Source organism: Globicatella sulfidifaciens DSM 15739, assembly GCF_900167405.1.
GTDB lineage: Bacteria > Bacillota > Bacilli > Lactobacillales > Aerococcaceae > Globicatella > Globicatella sulfidifaciens.
The window spans coordinates 11,187-32,324 of the sequence record NZ_FUWO01000018.1 but is presented as its reverse complement, the minus strand read 5'-3'; the positions used below and the strand labels follow the sequence as shown (position 1 = coordinate 32,324).

At 37.1% G+C, this 21,138-nt stretch carries 17 protein-coding genes, 1 tRNA gene and 1 other annotated feature; of the genes, 12 read left to right on the top strand and 6 right to left on the bottom strand.

Translation table 11 applies throughout. The features are described from left to right. Nucleotides 1-24: 24 nt before the first annotated feature. The 5 genes from queG to B5D12_RS08570 all read left to right on the top strand — a co-directional run bounded on the left by queG (nt 25) and on the right by B5D12_RS08570 (nt 7,214). The gene (gene queG / locus B5D12_RS08585) at nt 25-1,206 is read left to right on the top strand and encodes a tRNA epoxyqueuosine(34) reductase QueG (protein ID WP_234982953.1); all 1,182 of its coding nucleotides are present in this window, start codon (nt 25-27) and stop codon (nt 1,204-1,206) included. A gap of 3 nt (nt 1,207-1,209) precedes the next feature. Beyond that, nucleotides 1,210-1,737 (top strand): tRNA (cytidine(34)-2'-O)-methyltransferase, encoded by a 528-nt coding sequence (locus B5D12_RS10500; RefSeq protein ID WP_234982952.1) that lies wholly within the window; start codon nt 1,210-1,212, stop codon nt 1,735-1,737. A 335-nt stretch (nt 1,738-2,072) separates the two neighbouring features. Next, nucleotides 2,073-2,145: transfer RNA gene (locus B5D12_RS08580), tRNA-Val, on the top strand. Nucleotides 2,146-2,464: 319 nt separating this feature from the next. Then, nucleotides 2,465-2,688: a binding site (T-box leader), on the top strand. Between the two features lie 48 nt (nt 2,689-2,736). Continuing rightward, entirely contained in the window at nt 2,737-4,011 is a 1,275-nt protein-coding gene (gene serS / locus B5D12_RS08575) for a serine--tRNA ligase (RefSeq protein ID WP_078756433.1), read from the top strand. A 227-nt stretch (nt 4,012-4,238) separates the two neighbouring features. Further along, on the top strand, nt 4,239-7,214 hold the full coding sequence (locus tag B5D12_RS08570) for an SEC10/PgrA surface exclusion domain-containing protein (RefSeq protein ID WP_078756432.1): 2,976 nt from the start codon (nt 4,239-4,241) through the stop codon (nt 7,212-7,214). A 277-nt stretch (nt 7,215-7,491) separates the two neighbouring features. On the opposite strand, the gene B5D12_RS08565 is transcribed toward B5D12_RS08570, so the two are convergent. Further along, a complete protein-coding gene (locus B5D12_RS08565; RefSeq protein WP_078756431.1) occupies nt 7,492-8,202 on the bottom strand; it encodes a tyrosine-protein phosphatase in 711 nt (236 codons plus the stop codon). Nucleotides 8,203-8,258: 56 nt separating this feature from the next. On the opposite strand from B5D12_RS08565, the gene B5D12_RS08560 reads away from it, so the two are divergent. Further along, a complete protein-coding gene (locus tag B5D12_RS08560; RefSeq protein WP_078756430.1) occupies nt 8,259-8,846 on the top strand; it encodes an ABC transporter ATP-binding protein in 588 nt (195 codons plus the stop codon). After that, nucleotides 8,843-9,721 carry a metallophosphoesterase gene (locus B5D12_RS08555; protein WP_078756429.1) on the top strand — a complete coding sequence of 293 codons (879 nt, stop codon included), beginning with the start codon at nt 8,843-8,845 and terminating at the stop codon, nt 9,719-9,721. Before B5D12_RS08560 ends, B5D12_RS08555 begins: the two co-directional genes overlap by 4 nt. Before the next feature lie 281 nt (nt 9,722-10,002). Here the strand turns inward: B5D12_RS08555 and B5D12_RS08550 are convergent, their stop codons facing one another. From B5D12_RS08550 to B5D12_RS08530, 5 genes are all read right to left on the bottom strand, one after another. Beyond that, nucleotides 10,003-10,293: a KH domain-containing protein gene (locus B5D12_RS08550; protein WP_078756428.1), complete on the bottom strand. Its 291-nt coding sequence runs from the start codon at nt 10,291-10,293 to the stop codon at nt 10,003-10,005. A gap of 88 nt (nt 10,294-10,381) precedes the next feature. Continuing rightward, nucleotides 10,382-11,230 carry a metal ABC transporter permease gene (locus tag B5D12_RS08545; protein ID WP_078756427.1) on the bottom strand — a complete coding sequence of 283 codons (849 nt, stop codon included), beginning with the start codon at nt 11,228-11,230 and terminating at the stop codon, nt 10,382-10,384. Next, nucleotides 11,227-12,096 (bottom strand): metal ABC transporter permease, encoded by an 870-nt coding sequence (locus B5D12_RS08540; protein ID WP_078756426.1) that lies wholly within the window; start codon nt 12,094-12,096, stop codon nt 11,227-11,229. Before B5D12_RS08540 ends, B5D12_RS08545 begins: the two co-directional genes overlap by 4 nt. Then, nucleotides 12,077-12,829 (bottom strand): metal ABC transporter ATP-binding protein, encoded by a 753-nt coding sequence (locus B5D12_RS08535; RefSeq protein WP_078756425.1) that lies wholly within the window; start codon nt 12,827-12,829, stop codon nt 12,077-12,079. The genes B5D12_RS08540 and B5D12_RS08535 overlap by 20 nt, the downstream gene beginning before the upstream one ends. A gap of 130 nt (nt 12,830-12,959) precedes the next feature. Beyond that, entirely contained in the window at nt 12,960-13,874 is a 915-nt protein-coding gene (locus B5D12_RS08530; RefSeq protein WP_078756424.1) for a metal ABC transporter solute-binding protein, Zn/Mn family, read from the bottom strand. A 168-nt stretch (nt 13,875-14,042) separates the two neighbouring features. Between B5D12_RS08530 and B5D12_RS08525 the strand changes: the two genes are divergently transcribed. The 5 genes from B5D12_RS08525 (at nt 14,043) to ligA (ending at nt 21,136) form a co-directional block, all read left to right on the top strand. Beyond that, nucleotides 14,043-14,405, top strand: a complete 363-nt coding sequence (locus B5D12_RS08525; RefSeq protein WP_078756423.1) for a metal-dependent transcriptional regulator — start codon at nt 14,043-14,045, stop codon at nt 14,403-14,405. A 35-nt stretch (nt 14,406-14,440) separates the two neighbouring features. Further along, nucleotides 14,441-14,743 (top strand): YlxM family DNA-binding protein, encoded by a 303-nt coding sequence (gene ylxM, locus B5D12_RS08520; RefSeq protein ID WP_455339216.1) that lies wholly within the window; start codon nt 14,441-14,443, stop codon nt 14,741-14,743. Nucleotides 14,744-14,762: 19 nt separating this feature from the next. Continuing rightward, a complete protein-coding gene (ffh, locus tag B5D12_RS08515) occupies nt 14,763-16,256 on the top strand; it encodes a signal recognition particle protein (protein WP_078756422.1) in 1,494 nt (497 codons plus the stop codon). A 454-nt stretch (nt 16,257-16,710) separates the two neighbouring features. Beyond that, nucleotides 16,711-19,128 (top strand): UvrD-helicase domain-containing protein, encoded by a 2,418-nt coding sequence (locus B5D12_RS08510; RefSeq protein WP_078756421.1) that lies wholly within the window; start codon nt 16,711-16,713, stop codon nt 19,126-19,128. A gap of 1 nt (nt 19,129) precedes the next feature. Continuing rightward, nucleotides 19,130-21,136, top strand: a complete 2,007-nt coding sequence (gene ligA, locus B5D12_RS08505; RefSeq protein ID WP_078756420.1) for an NAD-dependent DNA ligase LigA — start codon at nt 19,130-19,132, stop codon at nt 21,134-21,136. The last annotated feature ends 2 nt before the right edge of the window (nt 21,137-21,138 follow it).

Sequence of the window (21,138 nt, the reverse complement as noted above, 5' to 3'; positions counted from 1 at the left end):
TTTTTTATTGAAAGGGGGATGGTGATGGTAACAGCAAGTGCTCAGTTAAAAGAAGAAATAATTGCGGCCGCAAAAGAAATTGGCATCGATAAAATAGGTTTTTCAACAGCTGAACCTTTTGCTCATCTGAAAGCCTCACTTGAGGAGCAAAAAGCTAAAGGTCATACTTCAGGTTTTGAACATCCTAATATCGATGAAAGACTTTACCCAGAATTAATTTTCGACGGACCAAAGTCGATTATATCGATTGCTTTAGCTTATCCAAGTCGGATTAAAAATCCTTACCCTCAAGATCGTGAAAACCGCCGAGGAATGTTTGCCAGAGCATCATGGGGAACGGATTATCACCATATTTTACAAGATCGTTTGGATAAGTTAATTTCCTTCATTAAGACTAAGACTGAAACGGCTAATTTCAAACCAATGGTTGATACGGGTGAATTAATTGATGTGGCAGCTGCCCAAAGAGCGGGTCTAGGATTTATCGGTAAAAATGGTCTGCTGATCACCAAAGAATTTGGTTCTTATGTCTATTTAGGTGAGATTATTACCGACATTGAGTTTGAACCGGATACCCCTGTTGAAAATGGATGTGGGGAATGTACCCGATGTATCGATGCTTGTCCAACCAATGCTCTGCTTGGTGATGGTCGGATGAATGCTCAACTTTGTCTTAGCTATCAAACGCAAACTAAAGGTTATATGCCGAAAGAATTTCGTCGGAAAATCACTCATGTTATTTATGGGTGTGACATTTGTCAAATTGTCTGTCCTTATAATCAAGGCATTGATTCACACATTCATCCAGAAATGGAGCCAAATCCTGACCAAGTTCAACCTTTATTGAAACCGATGTTAACGATGTCGAATAAAGAATTTAATGCTAAATTTGGTGAAATGGCCGGTTCTTGGCGTGGGAAGAAACCATTACAAAGAAATGCGATTATAGCATTAGCCAATTATCGTGACCGTACCGCTTTGCCATTATTATTAGAAATAATGGAACAAGATCCAAGACCGATGATAAGAGGTACAGCCGCTTGGGCGATTGCACAAATTCAACGTTATTACAATGTTTCAATGATACAATGCGTGGCAAATCAATTGGAGAAGGAAACCGACCCCGAAACAATACAAGAAATGACTGAGGCTTTAGAAACATTAAAGAATAAACGGATGCCTCGAGATGAGAAGAAAGTAGAGTAATCAATGAAAAATCATATCGCCTTATTTGAACCTTTAATGCCAGCCAATACCGGTAATATTGCCCGTACTTGTGCGGCGACGAACACGGCATTACATTTAATCGAGCCTTTAGGTTTTAGTACCGATGACAAAATGTTAAAACGTGCTGGGTTAGATTATTGGCATAATGTCGAAATTTATTATCATAAAAATTTAGATGCTTTCATGGAATGGCTAGGTGAACGCCGATTATATTTAATCACCAAGTTTACCCCTCATGTCTATAGTGAGGTAAATCTAGCCGATGAAAGTGTTGAGGAGCAAGTGTTTATCTTTGGTAAAGAAACAACCGGTTTACCGATTGAATTTATGGAAGCACATCAAGATCAGTGTTTGCGGATTCCAATGAATGATGAACATGTGCGTTCTTTAAATCTATCTAACACCGCTAATATTATTATTTTTGAGGCTTTACGCCAACAACAATTTAAAGGCTTAGAGAAAGTTCACCATTATCGTGATACTGAAAAAGCACGCCAACTAGAGTGGTAATACAAAGAGTGAGGAAAAGAAATTGCAGAACAATTGTTTTTGCATCTTGTCCCCACTCTTTTTTTATGATGAGACGGAAGCGGCTATATCATTATGCGACGAAACGGCTCTACAATTGTGCAACGAAAACGAGTCTTTAATGTTGCAACGCATACGACTCTTTTATTGTGCGAGTGAAGCGAGTCTTTAATGCTGCAACGGAAACAACTCTTTTATTATGCGAGTCTATCATGATGAGATAGAGCAGAAGAATTGAAAATAATCTGGTTTTCTACTCCTTACCCACTCGTAAGTTATTGTCCTTCTCGTAGTAATATGGTATGATAGCAGTAATCGGTTCCTTAGCTCAGCTGGGAGAGCACTACCTCGACAAGGTAGGGGTCGCTGGTTCGAACCCAGTAGGGACCAATTTTTATTTTTTTAAGGTTTACATAAGTTTCAAAAAAATTGATAATATAGCATTCTTCACTAAAATATATAATTTTGAATTTAAAAAGTGTCCTGGTTTTCCTGGATACATAAACCCCCTATAGACTATTGGAATGGACTAGCTAATATGCTAGGTTTTTTATTACTTATCAAATTAATCCCCAATGTCATTAAAACAATATTGATTACCGATTTCGCATAATTTCGTAAATATAGTGAAGCCACACAACCATAAGCAAACCAAACACCAGTATACAAAATGAAGCGGAACTTGACTTTCATTAGTAGATGATTATAATTTAAAGTAACAGATTCGAATAGTAACTAAGGTATTTGTTTAGAGACGTGATGGTCGGTGCAAATCACGCGAATTAATTAGTGAATCCACGAATCGGTATGCCTATGAAAACAATTTATTGAGTAAGTAGTGCCGGTAATCCCGTTAACGATTTGATTTGAGAGCAAGTATGATCATCATATTTGAAATCGGGTGGTACCGCGAACAGAGCCTTCGTCCCAGATAGTGGATGAGGCTCTGTATTTTTTTATAGCTAAAGAGGAGGAAGCGATATGTTAGATCGTAAAGTATTAAGAGATAAGTTTGAAGAAGTAGCGGCTAAATTAGCTACCCGTGGTGTAGCTCGTGAGACTTTGGATGAGTATCGTGAATTAGATATTCAACGCCGTGAATTGTTAGTGGAAGTAGAACATTTAAAGCAAACGCGTAATGCTGTATCAGGCGAAATTGCCCAATTGAAACGCAATAAAGAAAATGCTGATGAAAAAATTGCTGAAATGAAAACATTAGGGGAAACCATTAAAGCAAAAGATGAAACTTTAACGGCTATTGATGAAAAGTTAGAGTATATTGAACATCGATTACCAAACATTCCTCATGACAGTGTACCAGTTGGTGAAGATGAAGAAGATAATGTGGAAATTCGTCGTTGGGGTGAACCTAGCCAATTTGATTTTGAACCATTGAATCATTGGGATATCGCCGAAAAACTTGGTATCTTAGATTTTGAACGTGCCGCAAAAGTAACCGGCAGCCGCTTTGTTTTCTATAAAGGACTAGGTGCTCGTTTAGAACGTGCAGTCTACAATTTTATGTTAGATACTCATACTGAAAAAAATGGTTATACTGAAATGATTCCACCTTATATGGTTAATGATCAATCAATGTTTGGAACTGGCCAATACCCTAAATTTGTTGAAGATACCTTCCAATTAACTGATGAACGTGGCTTTACTTTAATTCCAACAGCTGAAGTGCCTTTAACGAACTATGTTGCCAATGAAATTTTATCGGAAGACCAATTACCAATTAAAATGACTGCTATGTCACCTTCTTTCCGTTCTGAAGCGGGTAGTGCAGGACGTGACACACGTGGTTTAATTCGTCTACACCAATTTCATAAAGTAGAGCTTGTTAAAATTGCTCATCCCGACCATTCTTATGAAGAATTAGAGGCAATGACTGCCAATGCAGAAGGGATTCTACAAGCATTGAATATTCCGTATCGTGTGTTAGCTTTATCAACCGGTGACATGGGCTTTTCAGCAGCGAAAACTTATGATATTGAAGCATGGATTCCGGGACAAGATACTTACCGTGAGATTAGTTCATGTTCAAACTGTGAGGCTTTCCAAGCAAGACGTGCCAAAATTCGTTTCCGTGACTCAGAAGATCGTGTAGTATTAGCTCATACCTTAAATGGATCTGGCTTAGCTGTCGGACGTACAGTAGTAGCTATTTTAGAAAATTACCAACAAGCAGACGGCAGTGTGAAAATCCCAGAGGTGCTTGTTCCATATATGGGCGGGGTTACTGAAATTAGATAATATCTTTTTATAGTCAAACTATCTAGAAAATAACATTTTTCTCTATCAATGATGGGCCTTAACTAGCTTAAATCGCTGGTTACCAAATTGATAGAGATTTTTTATTTTTGGAAATCTTTGATCAGGTTGTAAACTTTGTAAAAAAAGGTCAAATTTTAAATGTTTCATTTGTAATATAACCTGGATGTTTTATAATAGACTTATGAGAGAGAATGGGAGGGATTTCAATGAATGGAGGACTGAAGCTTTTAAGGAAAGTAAAAGGCGTATGGGTTGCTGTAGCCATAATGTCTGGGTTTGTGGGAGCAGGGAAAATTGTATCAGCCGAAGAAACTGTATCAGTACCAACCGCAGTATTAGAAGAAAACAATATTGATGAAGAACTACCAACATTGGTTGAAAGCGAAGTTATTGTTGAATCAGTGACAGACATGACTGAAGCACCAGCAGAGGACATGACTGAAGCACCCGCAGAAGACATGACCGAAGCACCATCAGAGGACACGACTGAAGCACCAGCAGAGGACACGACTGAAGCACCAGCAGAAGACACGACTGAAGCCGTAGGAGAAGCAACCACCGAGTCACCAGCAGAGGACACAACCGAAGCACTAGCAGAAGCAACCACCGAGTCACCAGCAGAGGACACAACCGAGTCATCAGCAGAAGACACAACCGAAGAAACGAAAGAAAAAACAATTGAAGAGCAAATTGCGGATTTAGATGAAAAAATCAAAGAAAAAGAAGCGGAATGTCAGACATGTGAAATTCAAATGGTTGAATTGAAAGATGAGATTACAATAAAGGAACGTGAAATCTCAGAACTTGAAGCTGCTATTAAACAAGTTGAAGAACAACAAGTAATCGATGAAGCACATCTGACTGAATTAAAGGAACGTTTAGCCAATGTTGAACAAATTCGTGCTGAACTAGTTGCGAAGCAATCAGAATTGACTACTGAAATGGCAAAGACAGCATCCGATTTAGATGCGAAAAAAGAAGAACGGGCTTTATCGGAAGAACAAAGAAAACAAGCTGAAGCAGATAAAGAAAAAACGGCAGAAGCATTAGCGACCGCTGATAAGGCATTAACTGACAAAGAAGCTGCTTTAGAGCGTTTAACCAGTGAAGGTATCGCTGCTGAAATTAAAGCCTTAGAAACTGAAAAAGTTAAATTAGGACAAGAGATTGAAACCCTAACCCAACAAATTGCAGACTTACGAGCACAAAGTGCAAAGAATGCTGATACAGCCGCGATTGATGAGCGTACTAAGGAGTTAACGGTAGCGTTGGATGAATGGAAACGTGTCGCCGATGCACTACAAGCACAAAAGGATCAACTATCAGCACAAAAATCAGATTTGGATGATAAAATTAATCAATACCGGGAATTATTAGGCACTCCACCAATAGTAGGCGAAAATAGTATTTTATTACCCGCTGAATTTACGATGGAAAATATTTACAAATTATATACTGGTGAAATGTCTGAAGCTGAATTTGATGCGATTACCAAACCATATTCACAATTAGAAGGTTCAAAAAATCAATTTGTGATGAGTCCTGGTGATAAAGAACGTATCGTTCCAGATATTAATGATGTTAGCGATCAATTAATTCAAGAATTAACATTCTATTCATTGGACCTCATTAATCAAATCCGTCAAGCTGTTGGTGTTTCTTCTTTAGTAGCTAATTATAGTACCATTAAATTTGCCGATGACATTGCCAAACGTTATGTTAATGACACCTATACATATGCACAAAGTCGTCTAGACATTCAGAATAAAAATAGTGCTGCCGGTCATTATGATAAAGCAATTTCTGAAGAAGCTGGTAAAAACGGATTAGATGATACATATGGCAACTATTATGAGAATCTAGGTTGGGGCTACATGGAATATGAGGGGCAACATACAGAGACCGGTGGTGGCGAATTAACGGAAGATGGCTATGTGAATGTTCCGGTGTCAAATATTAAACGTGCTATTTATTCAAGTGTGTTAAATATGATTTTTGACGATGGTGGCGAACCGAATTATGGTCATTTATATTCATTGATTGGCTTAAGTGAATATATGGCATATAAAGAATTCGAAGCAGTAAATGGCGAGTATAAAGAAACTGAACCTGAATGGTATAACGAACAATTAGCCAATATTGCGAATGATACAAAAGGGCACTTTGGTTTCTCCATGGGAAATGTTAAAGAAGATGACTATTATCAAACGCGTCATCACTTTATTACGGTAACCAAACCACAAGTTAGAGATGAAAATCTTTTTGATCTTAATGCTGATTTTACATTAGACTCGGTTAGTCAAGAAAATGAAGAAGTTGAACAGCTTTTAAATGAAACTTTAGCTCAATATGAGAAAGTAAATACAGAGCTTACACAAAATGACAATAAAATGCAAGCCAACAATGCGCATGGAGCACAAATAAAAGCTGAGCGTGATGCTTTAGTTGAACAAAAGGCTCAAAAAGAAGAACTAGCAGTAGCACAATCAGCGCAAGCGGATCAACTAGCAACAACCCAAACGTCAAAAGAAGAACGATTGGTAGAAGTAAATACTTTGTTAGAGTCATTATCAGAAGAAAATGCTAACTTAGTACAAGCGATTGCAGAAGCACAAGAAGCATTAGAAGAGGCAAAAAATAATCAAGCGTTACAAGCGTCTAATTTAACAGTAATCAATGATTTTATTGAGCACTTGAATGCTAAAATTACTGATTTGTCCGCAACAATTAAAGAATTAGAAGCAACATATGCCTTGATTACGACTCAGGTGGCTGATGTGGAAACAGAAATAAAAGCTTTGGATGATTTACCAGCATTAATAGAACAACAACAACAAACTTTACAGGATCATGCATCTCATTTAGCAGCATTATCAAAACAATTGAATGACAAAGAAGCTGAACTCACTCCATTAGAAGAGGAATTAACAGCTTTAGAAAACAATTGTGAAGAACTGGTGGATAATTTAGCTGAATTGAAAGAAAAACGTCAACAATTAGTTGCTTCAATAAAATCTAAAGAATCCGACAAAGAGCAAAAAGTAACGCAAACATCTGTTAAGAAGAGTGCTGTTTTACCTGAAACTGGTGAAAAAGATCATAATGTTTTACCGGCAGTTGCCATTTTATTAACGACAGGATTAGGTTTTATTACCTTATCTAAACGTAAAGAAGACGCATAATTTATAAAAAAAAACGATTGGCCCGACGGTCAATCGTTTTTTATAGTTAGGGAGTGTATCTCAAACTAGTCTTTAAGACACAGTTTGAAACCACTCCACCACAGCGCTTTTAACGAACAAACATTTACTAAATTTTTCAAGTTTATACTCAGTCTTTTATAGTGAGGGATAAAGTGCAGTCATTTCTACAATTCTTTCTTGTAGGAAATAGACGTCTCAGTATTTTTCGGTGAATAACATTTCTACAGCTGAATAACAAGCAAAATAATAGTGATAACTATAATAATAAACCACGTACTAACTCAATTTCATCAGCATTCAAGCCCAATGAAACAAAATAGTCTGCCACATCAGCATATTGAGCGGTAAATAATTGATCTAAGCCTTCCATAATTTCTGGATAAGAATGATAAATATTTTGCTGATGGCCTTCTTTAATAATGCGTACATCATTTTTAATGTAACCATAACTTACTTGATAATCTGCCACGATTTCTTCAATTGGGACACCTGCCATTTTTAATAACAAATAACTAATGACACCAGTTCGGTCTTTACCCGCACTACAATGAACCACTGCCGGTAAACTATCTGGCTGAATTAACTGTCTAAATAATTTGGCAATTTCATCTTTAGCTTCTTCTAAATATTCCATATAGCGAAATTTCATAAAGTAAGGATCATCGGTTGTTTTGCTCATTTCTAAGGATCGCCCAGCATCGGCACCACCACTTAAATTAATCGTTAAATAGTGGGGGACTAATTTTTTAAACTGATTGGGATGGCGTTCAATCTCTTTTGGCGAACGCAAGTCAAAGATTGTTTGAATCCCCAAATCTTTCATTTTTTCGACATCGGCTGCTTCGTCTGCAAATAACATACTAGAACGATAAATGCGTCCATTCTGTGTTAATTGATCATTAATCGTATTAAAATCTCCTAATTCACGAAAATTGACAATTCCTTTAAAATTAATTCTTTTTCCCATCTCATTTCACCTCCATAACAGAATACCATATTAAAATTACTTATAAAACTATTTACATGAATTTTACATTGATGGATGAGCCTTTATCTGCGTTGGATGCCCATCTAAAAGAAAGCATGGTACGAGAAATTAAAAAAATTCACCAAGCTTCGAATGCGACCACACTATATGTTACGCATGATCAAAAGGAAGCAATGGCCTTAGCAGATCGCGTGATAGTGATGAACCAAGGTCAAATCGAACAATTTGATACGCCTTATAATATATATCATCATCCTAAGACTGAGTTCGTTGCACGTTTTGTTGGTAAAGCTCAACTGATTAAAGGCATCTGGAAGGGGGATCAGTTTTATCCTAACCAAGCGGTCAATGGTGCGAGTTGGAAGGCGCCACACATTAATGTGCATTTTAAACAATTAAATACATTGCCAATCTTACCTGAACAATTTGAATTGCGTGACTATCACGATCAAGGAAAAGGCATTGTAGGTCGGGTGCTTGATCAACAGTTTTTAGGACGTGAGACTCAGTATGGTATTCAATTAGAAGATGGTCAAGAACTAGTGATTTCAAGTAATCAACCACAAGCTTTTAAAGTAAATCAAACCGTCCTATTAAATTTTAAAGGGGTTCAAGAATCATGAAGCTCCATTTACATGACAATCAATCCTTTCAAATTTTACAAATAACCGACTTACATTTAAAAGACTATCCATGGAATGATGCTGACGAGAAAACCTTAATTCATATTAAGGGAACAGTAGCACGTTACCGACCGGATTTGGTTATTTTTACTGGGGATATGATTTGGGCTACATTAAGCAGCCAGCCTTTGGTCAGTTATCAGCAATTTATCACTTTTTGTCAGAGATTAGCGGTGCCGATTGCGATTACTTATGGTAATCATGATACTAATCATCCTGATGTTAGTCGACAAATCTTACGGGAAATGGAATTGCAAATTAATTTATTAGTAGAGAAACAGCAAGTCATGATTGCTCAAGACCGTGAATCCTATATCATCCCTATTTATGACGATCAAAAGGAAAGTATGAAATATGCTTCATTTGTGCTCGATTCAGGTGGCTATAATACTCAATATGATGGGCGTTATGATTGGATTTTAACAGAACAGATTCAATGGTTTAATCAATGTTCTGCCGCATTATTAGAGCGAGGAGAAGTACAAGAAACATTAGTTTTTCAACATATTCCATTGCCAGAGTATTATGAAGCCTACCATCAACAAAAGCCACGTAACGCAGTGACAGAGGAATTTTTTCGTGTCGATGGTCCTAGTCTAAATACCGGATTTTTCGCTCAATTAATCTTTGATCCATTGGCGACCACTTTATTCGTTGGTCATAATCATAATAATAATTTTGATGTCAATTATCGTGATTTTCGCTTAGTTTTTGGACAGGTATCGGGTTTTGGTGCCAATGCCATGGTCAATCGTGGAGCCCGCTTAATACGCTTAACATCCCATGGCGTTCAATCGGAAATTATTGAGTTTTAGTTTAGCATAATAAGTCCTCTGTTACAGTTATTTTAAATAATGTATCGGGAAATAACTTAATAGCCGATGATTTTTTTAAAGCTCCTAATGGGGTGACAGTTTGACATTAAGTAAGCGTTAAATATTTTTATGTGAAAGTCAATTTGTTGTTAACTCATTAATCTAGATTGCATAACAAAAAAAGCTGAGCCAACGAGCTGCCCCTAAAGGTTAGATTTTTGTCTAACTTTTTGGGGGGCATTGCATACGTTAAATGTTACTCAGCTTTTTTTATGATTTAATTATTCATCGTCGTTCATATCATCGACGTCATTATCATTTTGATCATTCGCTTCATCGACGATTACTAAGCGGGTGCGTTTACGGTTATTTGTACGAACACTGTAAACAATCGTGCGGATTGCGCGTGCGACACGTCCTTTTTTACCAATGACACGCCCGATATCTTCTGGGTTTAAAAATAAGTGATATTCGTAGAATTCATCTGTATCTACTTCTTCAATTGTTAATTCTTCAGGAAATTCGATTAAAGGTTCAACAATTGTACGAATTAATTGATTAATATTTGCCATCTAAATTCTTCCTTTAAAGTTTCATTTCTTATTGAAACTACAATAAGATTTCTGTTTTATAATAGCATAGAAACCCTTTTCGGTCAAACTAAGATAGTCGACGAAATAGTGACAGAATATGATGTTTTAGAATAAAAACCATAATAAAGACAATAAAACTAACGACCGCTACCATCCCAGACATGGAAACATTAATGTGGATGGCTAACTGATAACCAATGGCGCTATTAATACAAGCAATCATTGCTCCAAAAATCAGTAATTGTGGAAAACTTTTGGCATATAGTTGAGCGCTCAGTGCAGGTGCAACCATTAAGGCAATAACTAAAATAGCACCGACACTTTGAAAGGCAATTACACAGTGTAAGGCCACTAAAGTCATTAATAAAAAATTGATTAAGGAGACTTTAATATTGGTTGTTTTTGCAAAAGTACTATCAAATAAAATCAGTTTTAAAGGATGGTAAAAAAAGAATAAAAATAATAGGATGATGCCCAGTAAAATCGTATTTTGAATCAAAGCAACAGGGAAACTATGTCCTAATAATTCTACTCGATTTAAAGGGGCAAAGATAATTTCTCCTAGTAAAACGGCATCGATATCCAGGTGAACATTGTCAAAGCATTTAGAAATTAAGATTACCGCTAAAGCAAAGAAGAAAGTATAGACAATCCCAATAGCGGCATCGATTTGAACATTGGTTCGATAGGTTAACCACTCAATCGCGTAAACTGTTAATACACCAAATAAGGTTGCTCCGATAATCAGTAGTGGTGAGTCCAAATTTTGGACTATAAAATAGGCTAAAACAATCCCTAATAAAATAGTATGAGAGATAGCATCGGCTACCATGACGGTTTGCTTTTGAACTAATATATTACCTAAAAGGCTACTGGATATTCCGACTAATAATAAAATCCATAGTGATTCAATCACTTTGCTTCACCTCGCTTAAATAAGGGACTTTTTGGACCGATAATGAGGGAGAGAACGGTCATACTAAATAAACAGAGAACGACGGTCGGACCAGTGGCTAATTTTTCAATAGTGGTACTAAGGTAAGTGCCGCCAACTGCTGCGATAATCGAAGCAATACTGCCGATAATCAATACCTTTTCATATTGATTGCTCCATTGTAAGGCAATAATAGTAGGGGCGATTAATAAACTGCTTATCAGTAAAGCACCTACCGCTTTTAGTCCAACAGCAATAATCACAATCGCTAGCAATAAATTGAGAAATTTAAAGAATGGGACATTGATGCCAATGCTAGTGGCAAAGTCTTTATCGAATAATACAATTTTTATTTTAGGATAATTAATCAAAAAGACAAAGATTGTAAAGATGGCTACAATTCCAATAGTAATCACATCATCTCTCATTAAATAGGCTGCTTGTCCCATAATATAATTATTAAGACCAGCTTGTGCTGTTTTAGCAAAGTTTGGATTACCTTGAATATAACTCATTAAGACCATCCCTAATCCAAAAAAGGATGAAAGAACCAGTGCGAGAATACTTTCAAAATGAAAAGCTTTTTCGCGACTTAGCCAGTGAATAATCATGATTGACAATAAACTGGCAGCGACTGCTCCCATTAATAAAATAATGGGATTACGTTGTTGAAAAATCATATAGGCAATGATGACACCTGGATAAGAAGAGTGACCGATTGCATCACCTAATTGACTTTGTTTTTCTAAGACCAGGGTGCTCCCAACAATTGAGCTAGCAACGGCTAGTAGACTCAGCCCGATGGCGACCACTAGATATAGGTAATGATTATTCCATAAGATGCTCATGTTTATTCGCCTCCAGTTGTGAGTGTTTGATGCCATAGTAGGTTAAATCCAGATTATCTTTGGTTAGCACTTCGTCAATGGGTCCTGCTGTGATTAGTTGTTGATTAATCATGACAACATAGTCGAAATAGTCTTTTAATGTTTCTAATTGATGGTGCACGGTAATACTTGATTTATTTTGTTTTTGGAAATCATTTAATTGTTGCATAATCAGTTGTTCACTGGTGCGATCAATACCTGCTAGTGGTTCATCAAGAAAATAAGCTTGTGCATCTTGAGCAATGGCCCGTGCTAAAAAGACTCTTTGTTTTTGTCCACCAGAAAGTTGGTTAATTTGACGATCTTTTAAATCGGTTAATTTCATGATGGCTAACGCTTCTTCTACTTTATTTTTCTTTTCTTTGGATATTGGTGAAAAGATAAAGCGATTGCTACTGACACCCATTTTGACCACGTCTTCCACCGTTGTTGGAAAGTACCAATTCACATTGGATCGTTGGGGAACATAAGCAATTTGTTGACGACTTTGTTTAATCGTTTGGTTTAGTACGCTCACTTGGCCGTCATAAGGAATCAGACCAAGACAGGCTTTGATGAAAGTAGATTTACCGGCACCGTTAGGGCCGATAATGGCAATCTTTTTATTTTGCGGTAATTGTATATTGAGGTTGTTTAAAGCTTTTACTTTATCATATTGAACGGTTAAATCGATTGTTTCTAATAGAGGATTCATATAAAGCGCTCCTTTCAAGTAAGATGATGAATAATGCAAAAATAAACGAGTTGGGAGCGGGCACTAAGAGAAGTGTATGTTAAACTCTTTTGTCCACTTCCGCACTCGTTAGTTAACTAAAATCTAATAATTATTTAGCTAAGTGTTGAATAATGACCTTAATATTATGTTGATACATCGCGATATAATTATCACCAGTTTGACCTGCAGGTGCTAATGAGTCAGAGAATAAGGCTTCGTCTTCGTTCATTACCACTTCCACTGAACCACCTTTTGCTTTAACCGCTTCTTGTAATTTTTTCATTCTATCCGGATTAGTGGTATACTCTACAAATATTGCCGGTACTTTATTATTGATAATAAAGTCAACAGTTTCTGAAATTTGTTGATTTGAAACTTCAGAATCGGTACTAACACCTTGTGGGGCATAGACGACAAAATCATTACTTTTGGCAAAGTAGTTAAAAGCATCATGTGGGGTAACTAAGTTACGTTGTTCAACCGGTAATTTTTCTAATTCTGTAGCGACCCATGATTTTAATTGGTCTAACTCATTTAAATATTGTTCGGTGTTGCGTTCGAATGTTTCTTTTAGTCCAGGGAATTTTTCTTGTAAAGCATTGCTAGCGGTAATAGTTGCATGTTTATATAAATCAATATCAAACCAAAAATGAGGGTCGATTTCTTTTTGACCATCTTCTTCCATTTCTCCGATTTGATTTTCTTTAAAATCTTTCGTTACTGCCACACCATATTGTTCTAAAACATCCACCATTTTACCTTCAAAATGTAAACCGTGATATAAAACAATGTCAGCTGTTGAAATTTTATTTAAATCTTGTGCTTTCGGTTGATATAAGTGTGGATCACTGCCAGCTGGAATTAAAAGCTCTAGCTCCACTTCATCACCCGCGATATTTTGAACCATATCTGCTAAGAAAGAAGTAGTGACCGTCACTTTTGGTTTTTCATTAGCACTGACAACTGGGATCCATAATCCCAACCCTATGACAAACGACAAAATACTAAAAATAATTCTTTTCAATTAAAAGCCTCCTTTTTAGGCGCACCTAATTTATTTGCTGGCTATAGTATATTATGACATAAAAAATAAATCAATAGGTTTGCCTAAAAATTTTTAGGCTAAGCTAAAAATTTGTCTAATCACTAAGATAATGTTAAAATAAGTTGATGAACTTTAGGAGGGTGTAAGATGTCTCAGAGTAGAGAAGACTATGTGAAATTCATTTATGAAAATGGTGCTTCACAATTGGTATCAAATAAAATGATTGCTAAAGGGCTGCAAGTATCTGCACCTTCCGTTTCGGAAATGATTGTCAAACTAGCAGCTGAAGGGTTGTTAGAGTATCAGCCTTATCAGGGTGCAGAGCTAACGCCAAAAGGAATTGAAATGGCTAGAAACTTAATTAGAAAACATGAAATTTGGGAGTATTTCTTAGAAAAAGAATTGGGTTATACCAAAGAAGAGGTTCATGATTTAGCGGAAGTTTTAGAGCATTCAACGCCTAATGAGTTAGCCAATCGTTTAGCAAAATATATTCAATATCCTGAATAGAGGTGATTGAACTGTCACTAGAAGCAATGGTTAGAATGAATATGTTGTTTAGTTACTATCAAAGTTTATTAACTAAAAAACAACAACAAATGTTGGCACTTTATTATGAAGAAGATTATTCATTAGGTGAAATTGCCGAACATTATCAAATTAGTCGCCAAGCGGTTCATGATACAATTAAGCGTAGTGAAAAAGCGTTAGAACAATATGAAGCCAACCTTGGACTATTGAAAAAACGCAACCAACGAGAGGTTTTATTGGATGAGTTATTATTAAATTTGGATAATAAAGAACAAGCAACTAACATTATCCACCAATTAAAAGAATATGATGAATAAGTAAAGAGGAGATTTAAATATGGCATTTGAAGGGTTATCGGAACGCCTCCAATCGGCAATTAGCCAAGTAGGTGCAGGAGGGACAATTACTGAAGCAGACTTAAAACAAATGATGCGTGAGATTCGTCTTGCGTTATTAGAAGCGGACGTTAACTTCCAGGTAGTTAAGACATTCGTCAGAAAAGTCAATGAGCATGCATTAGGTTCGAATGTATTAGCTTCATTATCACCCGCACAACAAGTATTAAAAATCGTTGATGAAGAATTAACAGCCTTAATGGGTGGTGAAATAGAAGAGTTAAATCTTCAATCAGCTCCGCCAACCATTATTATGATGGCTGGTTTACAAGGGGCAGGTAAAACGACCACGGTTGGTAAATTAGCGAAATATGTAACAGAAAAAGGTAAAAAACGTCCATTATTAGTAGCTGCTGATGTTTATCGTCCGGCAGCGATTGACCAATTAAAAACGATTGGGAATCAATTAGGATTTGATGTTTTTAGTTATGGGACAGAAGCGAATCCCGTAGATATTGCACGTGATGCAGTAGCTCAAGCGCGTATACAAGGTAATGAAGTCGTCATTATCGATACGGCTGGTCGTTTACATGTTAATGAAGAATTGATGAATGAGTTACGCAATATTAAAGCTGCGGTTCAACCTCATGAAATCTTATTAACGGTTGATGCGATGACTGGACAAGATGCCGTTAACGTTGCTCAATCCTTTAATGAAGCCTTGGATATTACCGGGATTGTTATTACAAAGTTAGATGGGGATACCCGTGGTGGGGCGGCCTTATCTATCCGTTCCATTACCAACAAACCAATTAAGTTCACCGGTCAAGGAGAGCAACTAGATGCTTTAGAACCTTTCTATCCAGATCGTATGTCTAGCCGTATTTTAGGTATGGGAGACATGATGACCTTGATCGAAAAAGCCCAAAAAGATTTCGATGAAGCGAAAGCTCAAGAAATGGCTGAAAAGATGAAGGATGCTACCTTTGACTTTAATGACTTCTTAGAACAAATGGATCAAGTCAATAAGATGGGACCCATCAAAGACATCTTAAAAATGATCCCAGGTGTGAGTAAAATACCAGGTATAAATGATGTGAATATTGATGAAAAAGATATGGGACGTGTTAAAGCGATTATTTATTCGATGACACCTGAAGAAAGAGCTAATCCTGATATTATTTCTCAAAGTCGTCGTAAACGGATTGCAGCGGGGTGTGGTCAAACCTTAATGGATGTGAACCGTATGATCAAACAATTCAACCAAACACGAGATATGATGAGTCAATTATCAAATGGTAAAATGGGCGGCATGAAGAAAATGATGAACCAAATGCAACAAATGCAAGGCGGTATGCCAGGTATGGGCGGATTACCGGGTATGGGCGGAATGCCACAAATGAGTGACCGCGACTTCATGACTCCAGAACAAATTAAAGCAGCTAATGAAGAGAAAAAATTACGACGTTTATTGAAAAAGAAAAAACGCCGTTAGTTAATGGATGAACCGTCTTAACTAGTAAAAATAACTTTAAGACTGTTTTCAGATAACTCGTTTCGTAAGAGGCGAGTTATTTTTATTTGCGTGATACGTGTAATAAAGTAACAATATATCAATAATGTGGAATAGTTAGTCGAATTATATTAGCAAGTCCTGCACTAAAAACCAGCAATGTGTCACTATAGAATAGCTGGCTAACTTAGAGAAGGTACTTTTTCCCATATCAAAAACAAAATACTGTCACGGCATACCACTATTGCTATTTAATAATAGAGAAAGCTTCATCAAGAACAGCCTTTCATAGGTTTATGTCAACAGAGTTTCAATTCTTGAAAAAACAGAGAAAGTTGGCGATTTTAATACAATAGTCGATCGTTTTTTGATATAATTTTATACGGTGTGTGAATTTCGTGACACAGATCCATAAGACAGAATCGGAGGGACAAACGTGTCAACATTACAAGAAAATATTAAAAATTTAAATGATAAACAAAGAGAGGCCGTATTAACAACGACGGGCCCAGTTTTAATCGCTGCCGGAGCCGGTAGTGGGAAAACGAGAGTTTTAACTCATCGAATTGCTTACTTAGTTGAAGAAATCGGGGTTAATCCATGGAATATTTTAGCAATTACCTTTACCAATAAAGCCGCGACAGAAATGCGGGAGCGGGTGCAACAATTAGTTGGTCCAGCTGCCGAACAAATTTGGGTATCTACCTTTCATGCGATGTGTGCGCGTATTTTAAGACGTGAAGCAGAACATATTGGCTATGAACGTAATTTTACGATTATTGATACTGGTGAACAACAAACCTTAATGAAACAAGTACTGAAAGATCTAAATTTAGATAGTGAACGTTTCAATTATAAGGTGTTATTACATGTGATTGATGAAGCCAAAAATGAAGGGCAACTACCTGAAGAATATGCGGAGTTAGCTGATAGCTATATTGAAAGAATTCATGCTGATGTTTACCGTCAGTATCAGTCACGTTTAAAAGCAGCAAATGCGATGGATTTTAACGATTTAATTTTATTAACGGTTAAATTATTGGAATCAAATGAACAAATACGTCATTTTTATCAACAGAAGTTCCAATATATTCATGTCGACGAATACCAAGATACAAACCATAGTCAATATCAATTAGTGCAATTATTAGCGGGTTTACTGCGTAATGTTTGTGTTGTAGGGGATGCTGACCAAAGTATTTATGGTTGGCGTGGAGCGAATATGGAAAATATTTTGAACTTTGAAAAGGATTATCCTGATGCTAAAGTGATTTTATTAGAACAAAATTATCGTTCGACCCAAACCATCTTAAAAGCAGCGAATAGCGTTATCGTTAATAATAAAAAACGTAAAGAAAAGCAACTTTGGTCTGATAAAGAAGTCGGTGAGAAAGTGGTCTTCTATCAAGCGGATAGTGATCGAGAAGAAGCCCAGTTTGTGATTCAAAAAATTCATCAACTTAAAAATGATGAAGCTTATAAAAATCGTGATTTTGCTATTTTATATCGTACGCAAGCTCAGTCACGGAGCTTAGAGGATCAATTGCTTCATGCCAACTTACCGTATAAAATTGTTGGGGGATTAAAATTCTATTCACGTAAAGAGATACAAGATACTTTAGCTTATTTACGTTTAATCGATAATCCTAATGACAATATTAGTTTTAACCGTATTGTCAATGAACCGAAACGGGGAATTGGTCAAGCAACAGTAGAAAAATTATCCGCGTTTGCTGATAGTCAACAAATGTCTTGGTTTAAAGCGATTGATCATTTAGCACATTCTAATATTAGTAAATCAGCTCAAACGAAATTAACCCATTTTGCGGCGATGATTCGAACTTTACAACAACAAGCTGAATTTTTAAATATGAGTGAATTAGTCGAACAAGTTTGGGAACAAACTGAATATATTGAAAAATTACGGGCACAAAATGACATTGAATCGGCCAATCGTATCGAAAACTTAGAGGAGTTCGCTTCCGTTACCAAGCAGTTTGATGAGGCAGGAACGGTCGAGGAGGTTGAAATCGATCCCGATTTTGCTCTACCAACGACAACGCCTGAGTCAACGGCACAACCTGAATTAATCTTATCCTTAACGGAAGATTCAGCAGAAACGAGTGAGCCTTCTACATTAACACGCTTTTTAACCGATGTTTCTTTAGTTAGTGATACCAATGAGGAAACAGAATTTGAAGATCAAGTGACCTTAATGACCATGCATGCTGCTAAAGGGTTAGAGTTTCCTTTTGTCTTTATTGTCGGAATGGAAGATGGCTTATTCCCATTATCACGGGCAATGGAAGATGATGATGAATTAGAAGAAGAGCGTCGCTTAGCATATGTGGGGATGACCCGTGCTGAAAAACGCTTGTTCTTGACAGCCACTCGCTCGCGCCTTTTATATGGACGTTATCAAAATAACTTGCCAAGCCGTTTTATTGATGAAATTGATTCTGATTTAATTGACAATCAATCATTCGGTTCCCGTGTCTATACCCGTCCATCAATTAGCGAAGGTGGTGTGATTAACCCTGGTTTAGGCCGTTTCAATCGAGCGCGCTCAATAGGAGGAGCAAGTCACAGTGGCACAGTAGCTTTAAGAAGTGCTAACAAAGCAGCGCTTTCCAATAAACGTCCTCTTTCTGCAGCCAAAACTAGTTCAAGTACGAATGAAGCACCGGTAACTTGGAAGGCTGGTGACAAGGTCCAACATAAAGCATGGGGCGTTGGAACGGTCGTACAAGTTGTCGAGGATAAAGGTGATACTAAATTAACCATTGCCTTTCAAACTCAAGGTATTAAAGAATTATTAGCGGCTTATGCTCCCATTACCAAAGTAGAAGAATAGGATGAAGAATATGCAACCAAATTCAATTGAACGTTTAGAACAGTTGATTGAGCTACTAAATGATTATGCCTATCATTATTATGTGTTAGATAAACCGATAGCTTCAGACCATGATTATGATGTGCTGTATCGTGAGTTAGTTGACATCGAAACCCTCCACCCCGAGTGGATTCGTCCTGAATCGCCTACTCAACGGGTGGGAGGACAATTGTTAGAAGGTTTTAAAAAAGTGAGTCATGCTCAATCAATGTATAGTTTAGGCAATGCTTTTAATGAAAATGAAGTGGCGGCTTTTATTGAACGAGTAACAAATGCCGCCAGCGGTCCGGTGAGTTTTATGTGTGAATGTAAAATCGATGGTCTCGCAATTGCTTTAACCTATGAAGCAGGTAAATTAGTCAGAGGGGCCACACGTGGCGATGGGACGATTGGCGAAGATATTACACACAATATCCGCACCATAAATTCGATTCCTTTACAACTACGTCGTCCCATTTCAACGGAAGTTCGTGGTGAAGCGTATATGCCTAAAGCGGTCTTTGCGGCTTTAAATGCCGCGCGCGATGAAAAAGGGGAAGTACCATTGGCTAATCCGCGTAATGCGGCTGCCGGAGCCCTAAGACAAATTGACCCTAAAATGGCTAAGCAAAGACAATTAAATGCTTTTATTTATGATTCGATATTAACGGAAAGTTTTAATCCTATGTCACAAGAAGAGTTATTTAATCAATTTAGTGAGGTGGGGTTAAGAACGAATCCTTTACGTCGCTTATGTCAAACCAAAGATGAAGTAATGGACTTTATTCACGAAGTAGGCGCTAAACGACATGATTTACCTTATGATATTGATGGCGTGGTCATCAAGGTTAATGACTTCCAATTAAGAGAAGCATTAGGTTTTACTGTTAAGGCACCACGTTGGGCAATTGCTTATAAGTTTCCGGCTGAAGTAGCGACTACGGTCGTTAGGGACGTCGAATGGACCGTAGGGCGAACAGGGGTAGTCACGCCTACGGCAGTGATGGATCCGGTTAATTTAGCGGGTTCAGTCGTCCAAAGAGCCACCTTACATAATATCGATATTATTGCTGATTTAGATGTCCGTATTGCAGATACGGTACATCTGCATAAGGCGGGTGACATTATCCCAGAAATTTTAGAAGTATTAATGGACCAACGTCCAGCCAATTCACAACCTTTAACCATTCCGAATCAATGTCCTGCTTGTCAAAGTGAGTTAATTAGAATTAATGATGAAGTGGCATTACGTTGTCAAAATCCTTTATGTCCGGCCCAACAATTAGCCCAATTAAGTCATTTTGTGTCAAGAAATGCGATGAATATTGTCGGTTTAGGTGAAAAAGTTATTGAACAACTATTGAATAAAGAATTAGTAAAGGATGCGGCAGATTTATATTATTTAACTTATGAAGAATTATTAACACTTGACAAAATTAAAGATCGTTCAGCTAATAAAATCTTACAAGCAATTGAAGAGAGTAAACAACAATCACTTGAACGCTTATTATTTGGTTTGGGAATTCGCCATGTTGGTGCTAAAGCAGCCCAATTAGTGGCCCAAAAATTTGGAACCATGGAACGAATCATGACCGCAACATTAGAAGAATTTACCAGTATTGAAGGATTAGGAATCATGATTAGTCAATCTTTAGTGAACTTTTTTGCTGAAGAAGGTTCGCATCAATTAATTCAAAGATTACAAGATGCGGGAGTGCAAATGTCGTATCAAGGTGTTACAATAGAGGATATAGCAAATTTATCGACGGAATGGACCGGCAAAACGGTGGTCATTACCGGTAGTTTTGCTGATTACGACCGCAAAGAATTACAAGCGAAATTAGAATCATTAGGCGCTAAAGTAACGAGTAGTGTTTCAAAGAAAACCGATATTGTCGTTGCTGGTGAAGCGGCCGGAAGTAAATTAACGAAAGCCCAGGATTTAGGCATCACGATCTATAATGAGGCTCAGTTATTGGAACGAATATAAAG

Bases quoted from the DNA above. Each gene is read 5' to 3' on its own strand.
- ylxM (WP_455339216.1), top strand. From the start codon at position 14,441: ATGAATATGTTGTTTAGTTACTATCAAAGTTTATTAACTAAAAAACAA.
- B5D12_RS08570 (WP_078756432.1), top strand. From the start codon at position 4,239: ATGAATGGAGGACTGAAGCTTTTAAGGAAAGTAAAAGGCGTATGGGTT.
- B5D12_RS08560 (WP_078756430.1), top strand. From the start codon at position 8,259: ATGAATTTTACATTGATGGATGAGCCTTTATCTGCGTTGGATGCCCAT.
- B5D12_RS08565 (WP_078756431.1), bottom strand. From the start codon at position 8,202: ATGGGAAAAAGAATTAATTTTAAAGGAATTGTCAATTTTCGTGAATTA.
- B5D12_RS08550 (WP_078756428.1), bottom strand. From the start codon at position 10,293: ATGGCAAATATTAATCAATTAATTCGTACAATTGTTGAACCTTTAATC.
- B5D12_RS08555 (WP_078756429.1), top strand. From the start codon at position 8,843: ATGAAGCTCCATTTACATGACAATCAATCCTTTCAAATTTTACAAATA.
- queG (WP_234982953.1), top strand. From the start codon at position 25: ATGGTAACAGCAAGTGCTCAGTTAAAAGAAGAAATAATTGCGGCCGCA.
- ffh (WP_078756422.1), top strand. From the start codon at position 14,763: ATGGCATTTGAAGGGTTATCGGAACGCCTCCAATCGGCAATTAGCCAA.
- B5D12_RS08535 (WP_078756425.1), bottom strand. From the start codon at position 12,829: ATGAATCCTCTATTAGAAACAATCGATTTAACCGTTCAATATGATAAA.
- B5D12_RS10500 (WP_234982952.1), top strand. From the start codon at position 1,210: ATGAAAAATCATATCGCCTTATTTGAACCTTTAATGCCAGCCAATACC.
- serS (WP_078756433.1), top strand. From the start codon at position 2,737: ATGTTAGATCGTAAAGTATTAAGAGATAAGTTTGAAGAAGTAGCGGCT.
- ligA (WP_078756420.1), top strand. From the start codon at position 19,130: ATGAAGAATATGCAACCAAATTCAATTGAACGTTTAGAACAGTTGATT.
- B5D12_RS08540 (WP_078756426.1), bottom strand. From the start codon at position 12,096: ATGAGCATCTTATGGAATAATCATTACCTATATCTAGTGGTCGCCATC.
- B5D12_RS08525 (WP_078756423.1), top strand. From the start codon at position 14,043: ATGTCTCAGAGTAGAGAAGACTATGTGAAATTCATTTATGAAAATGGT.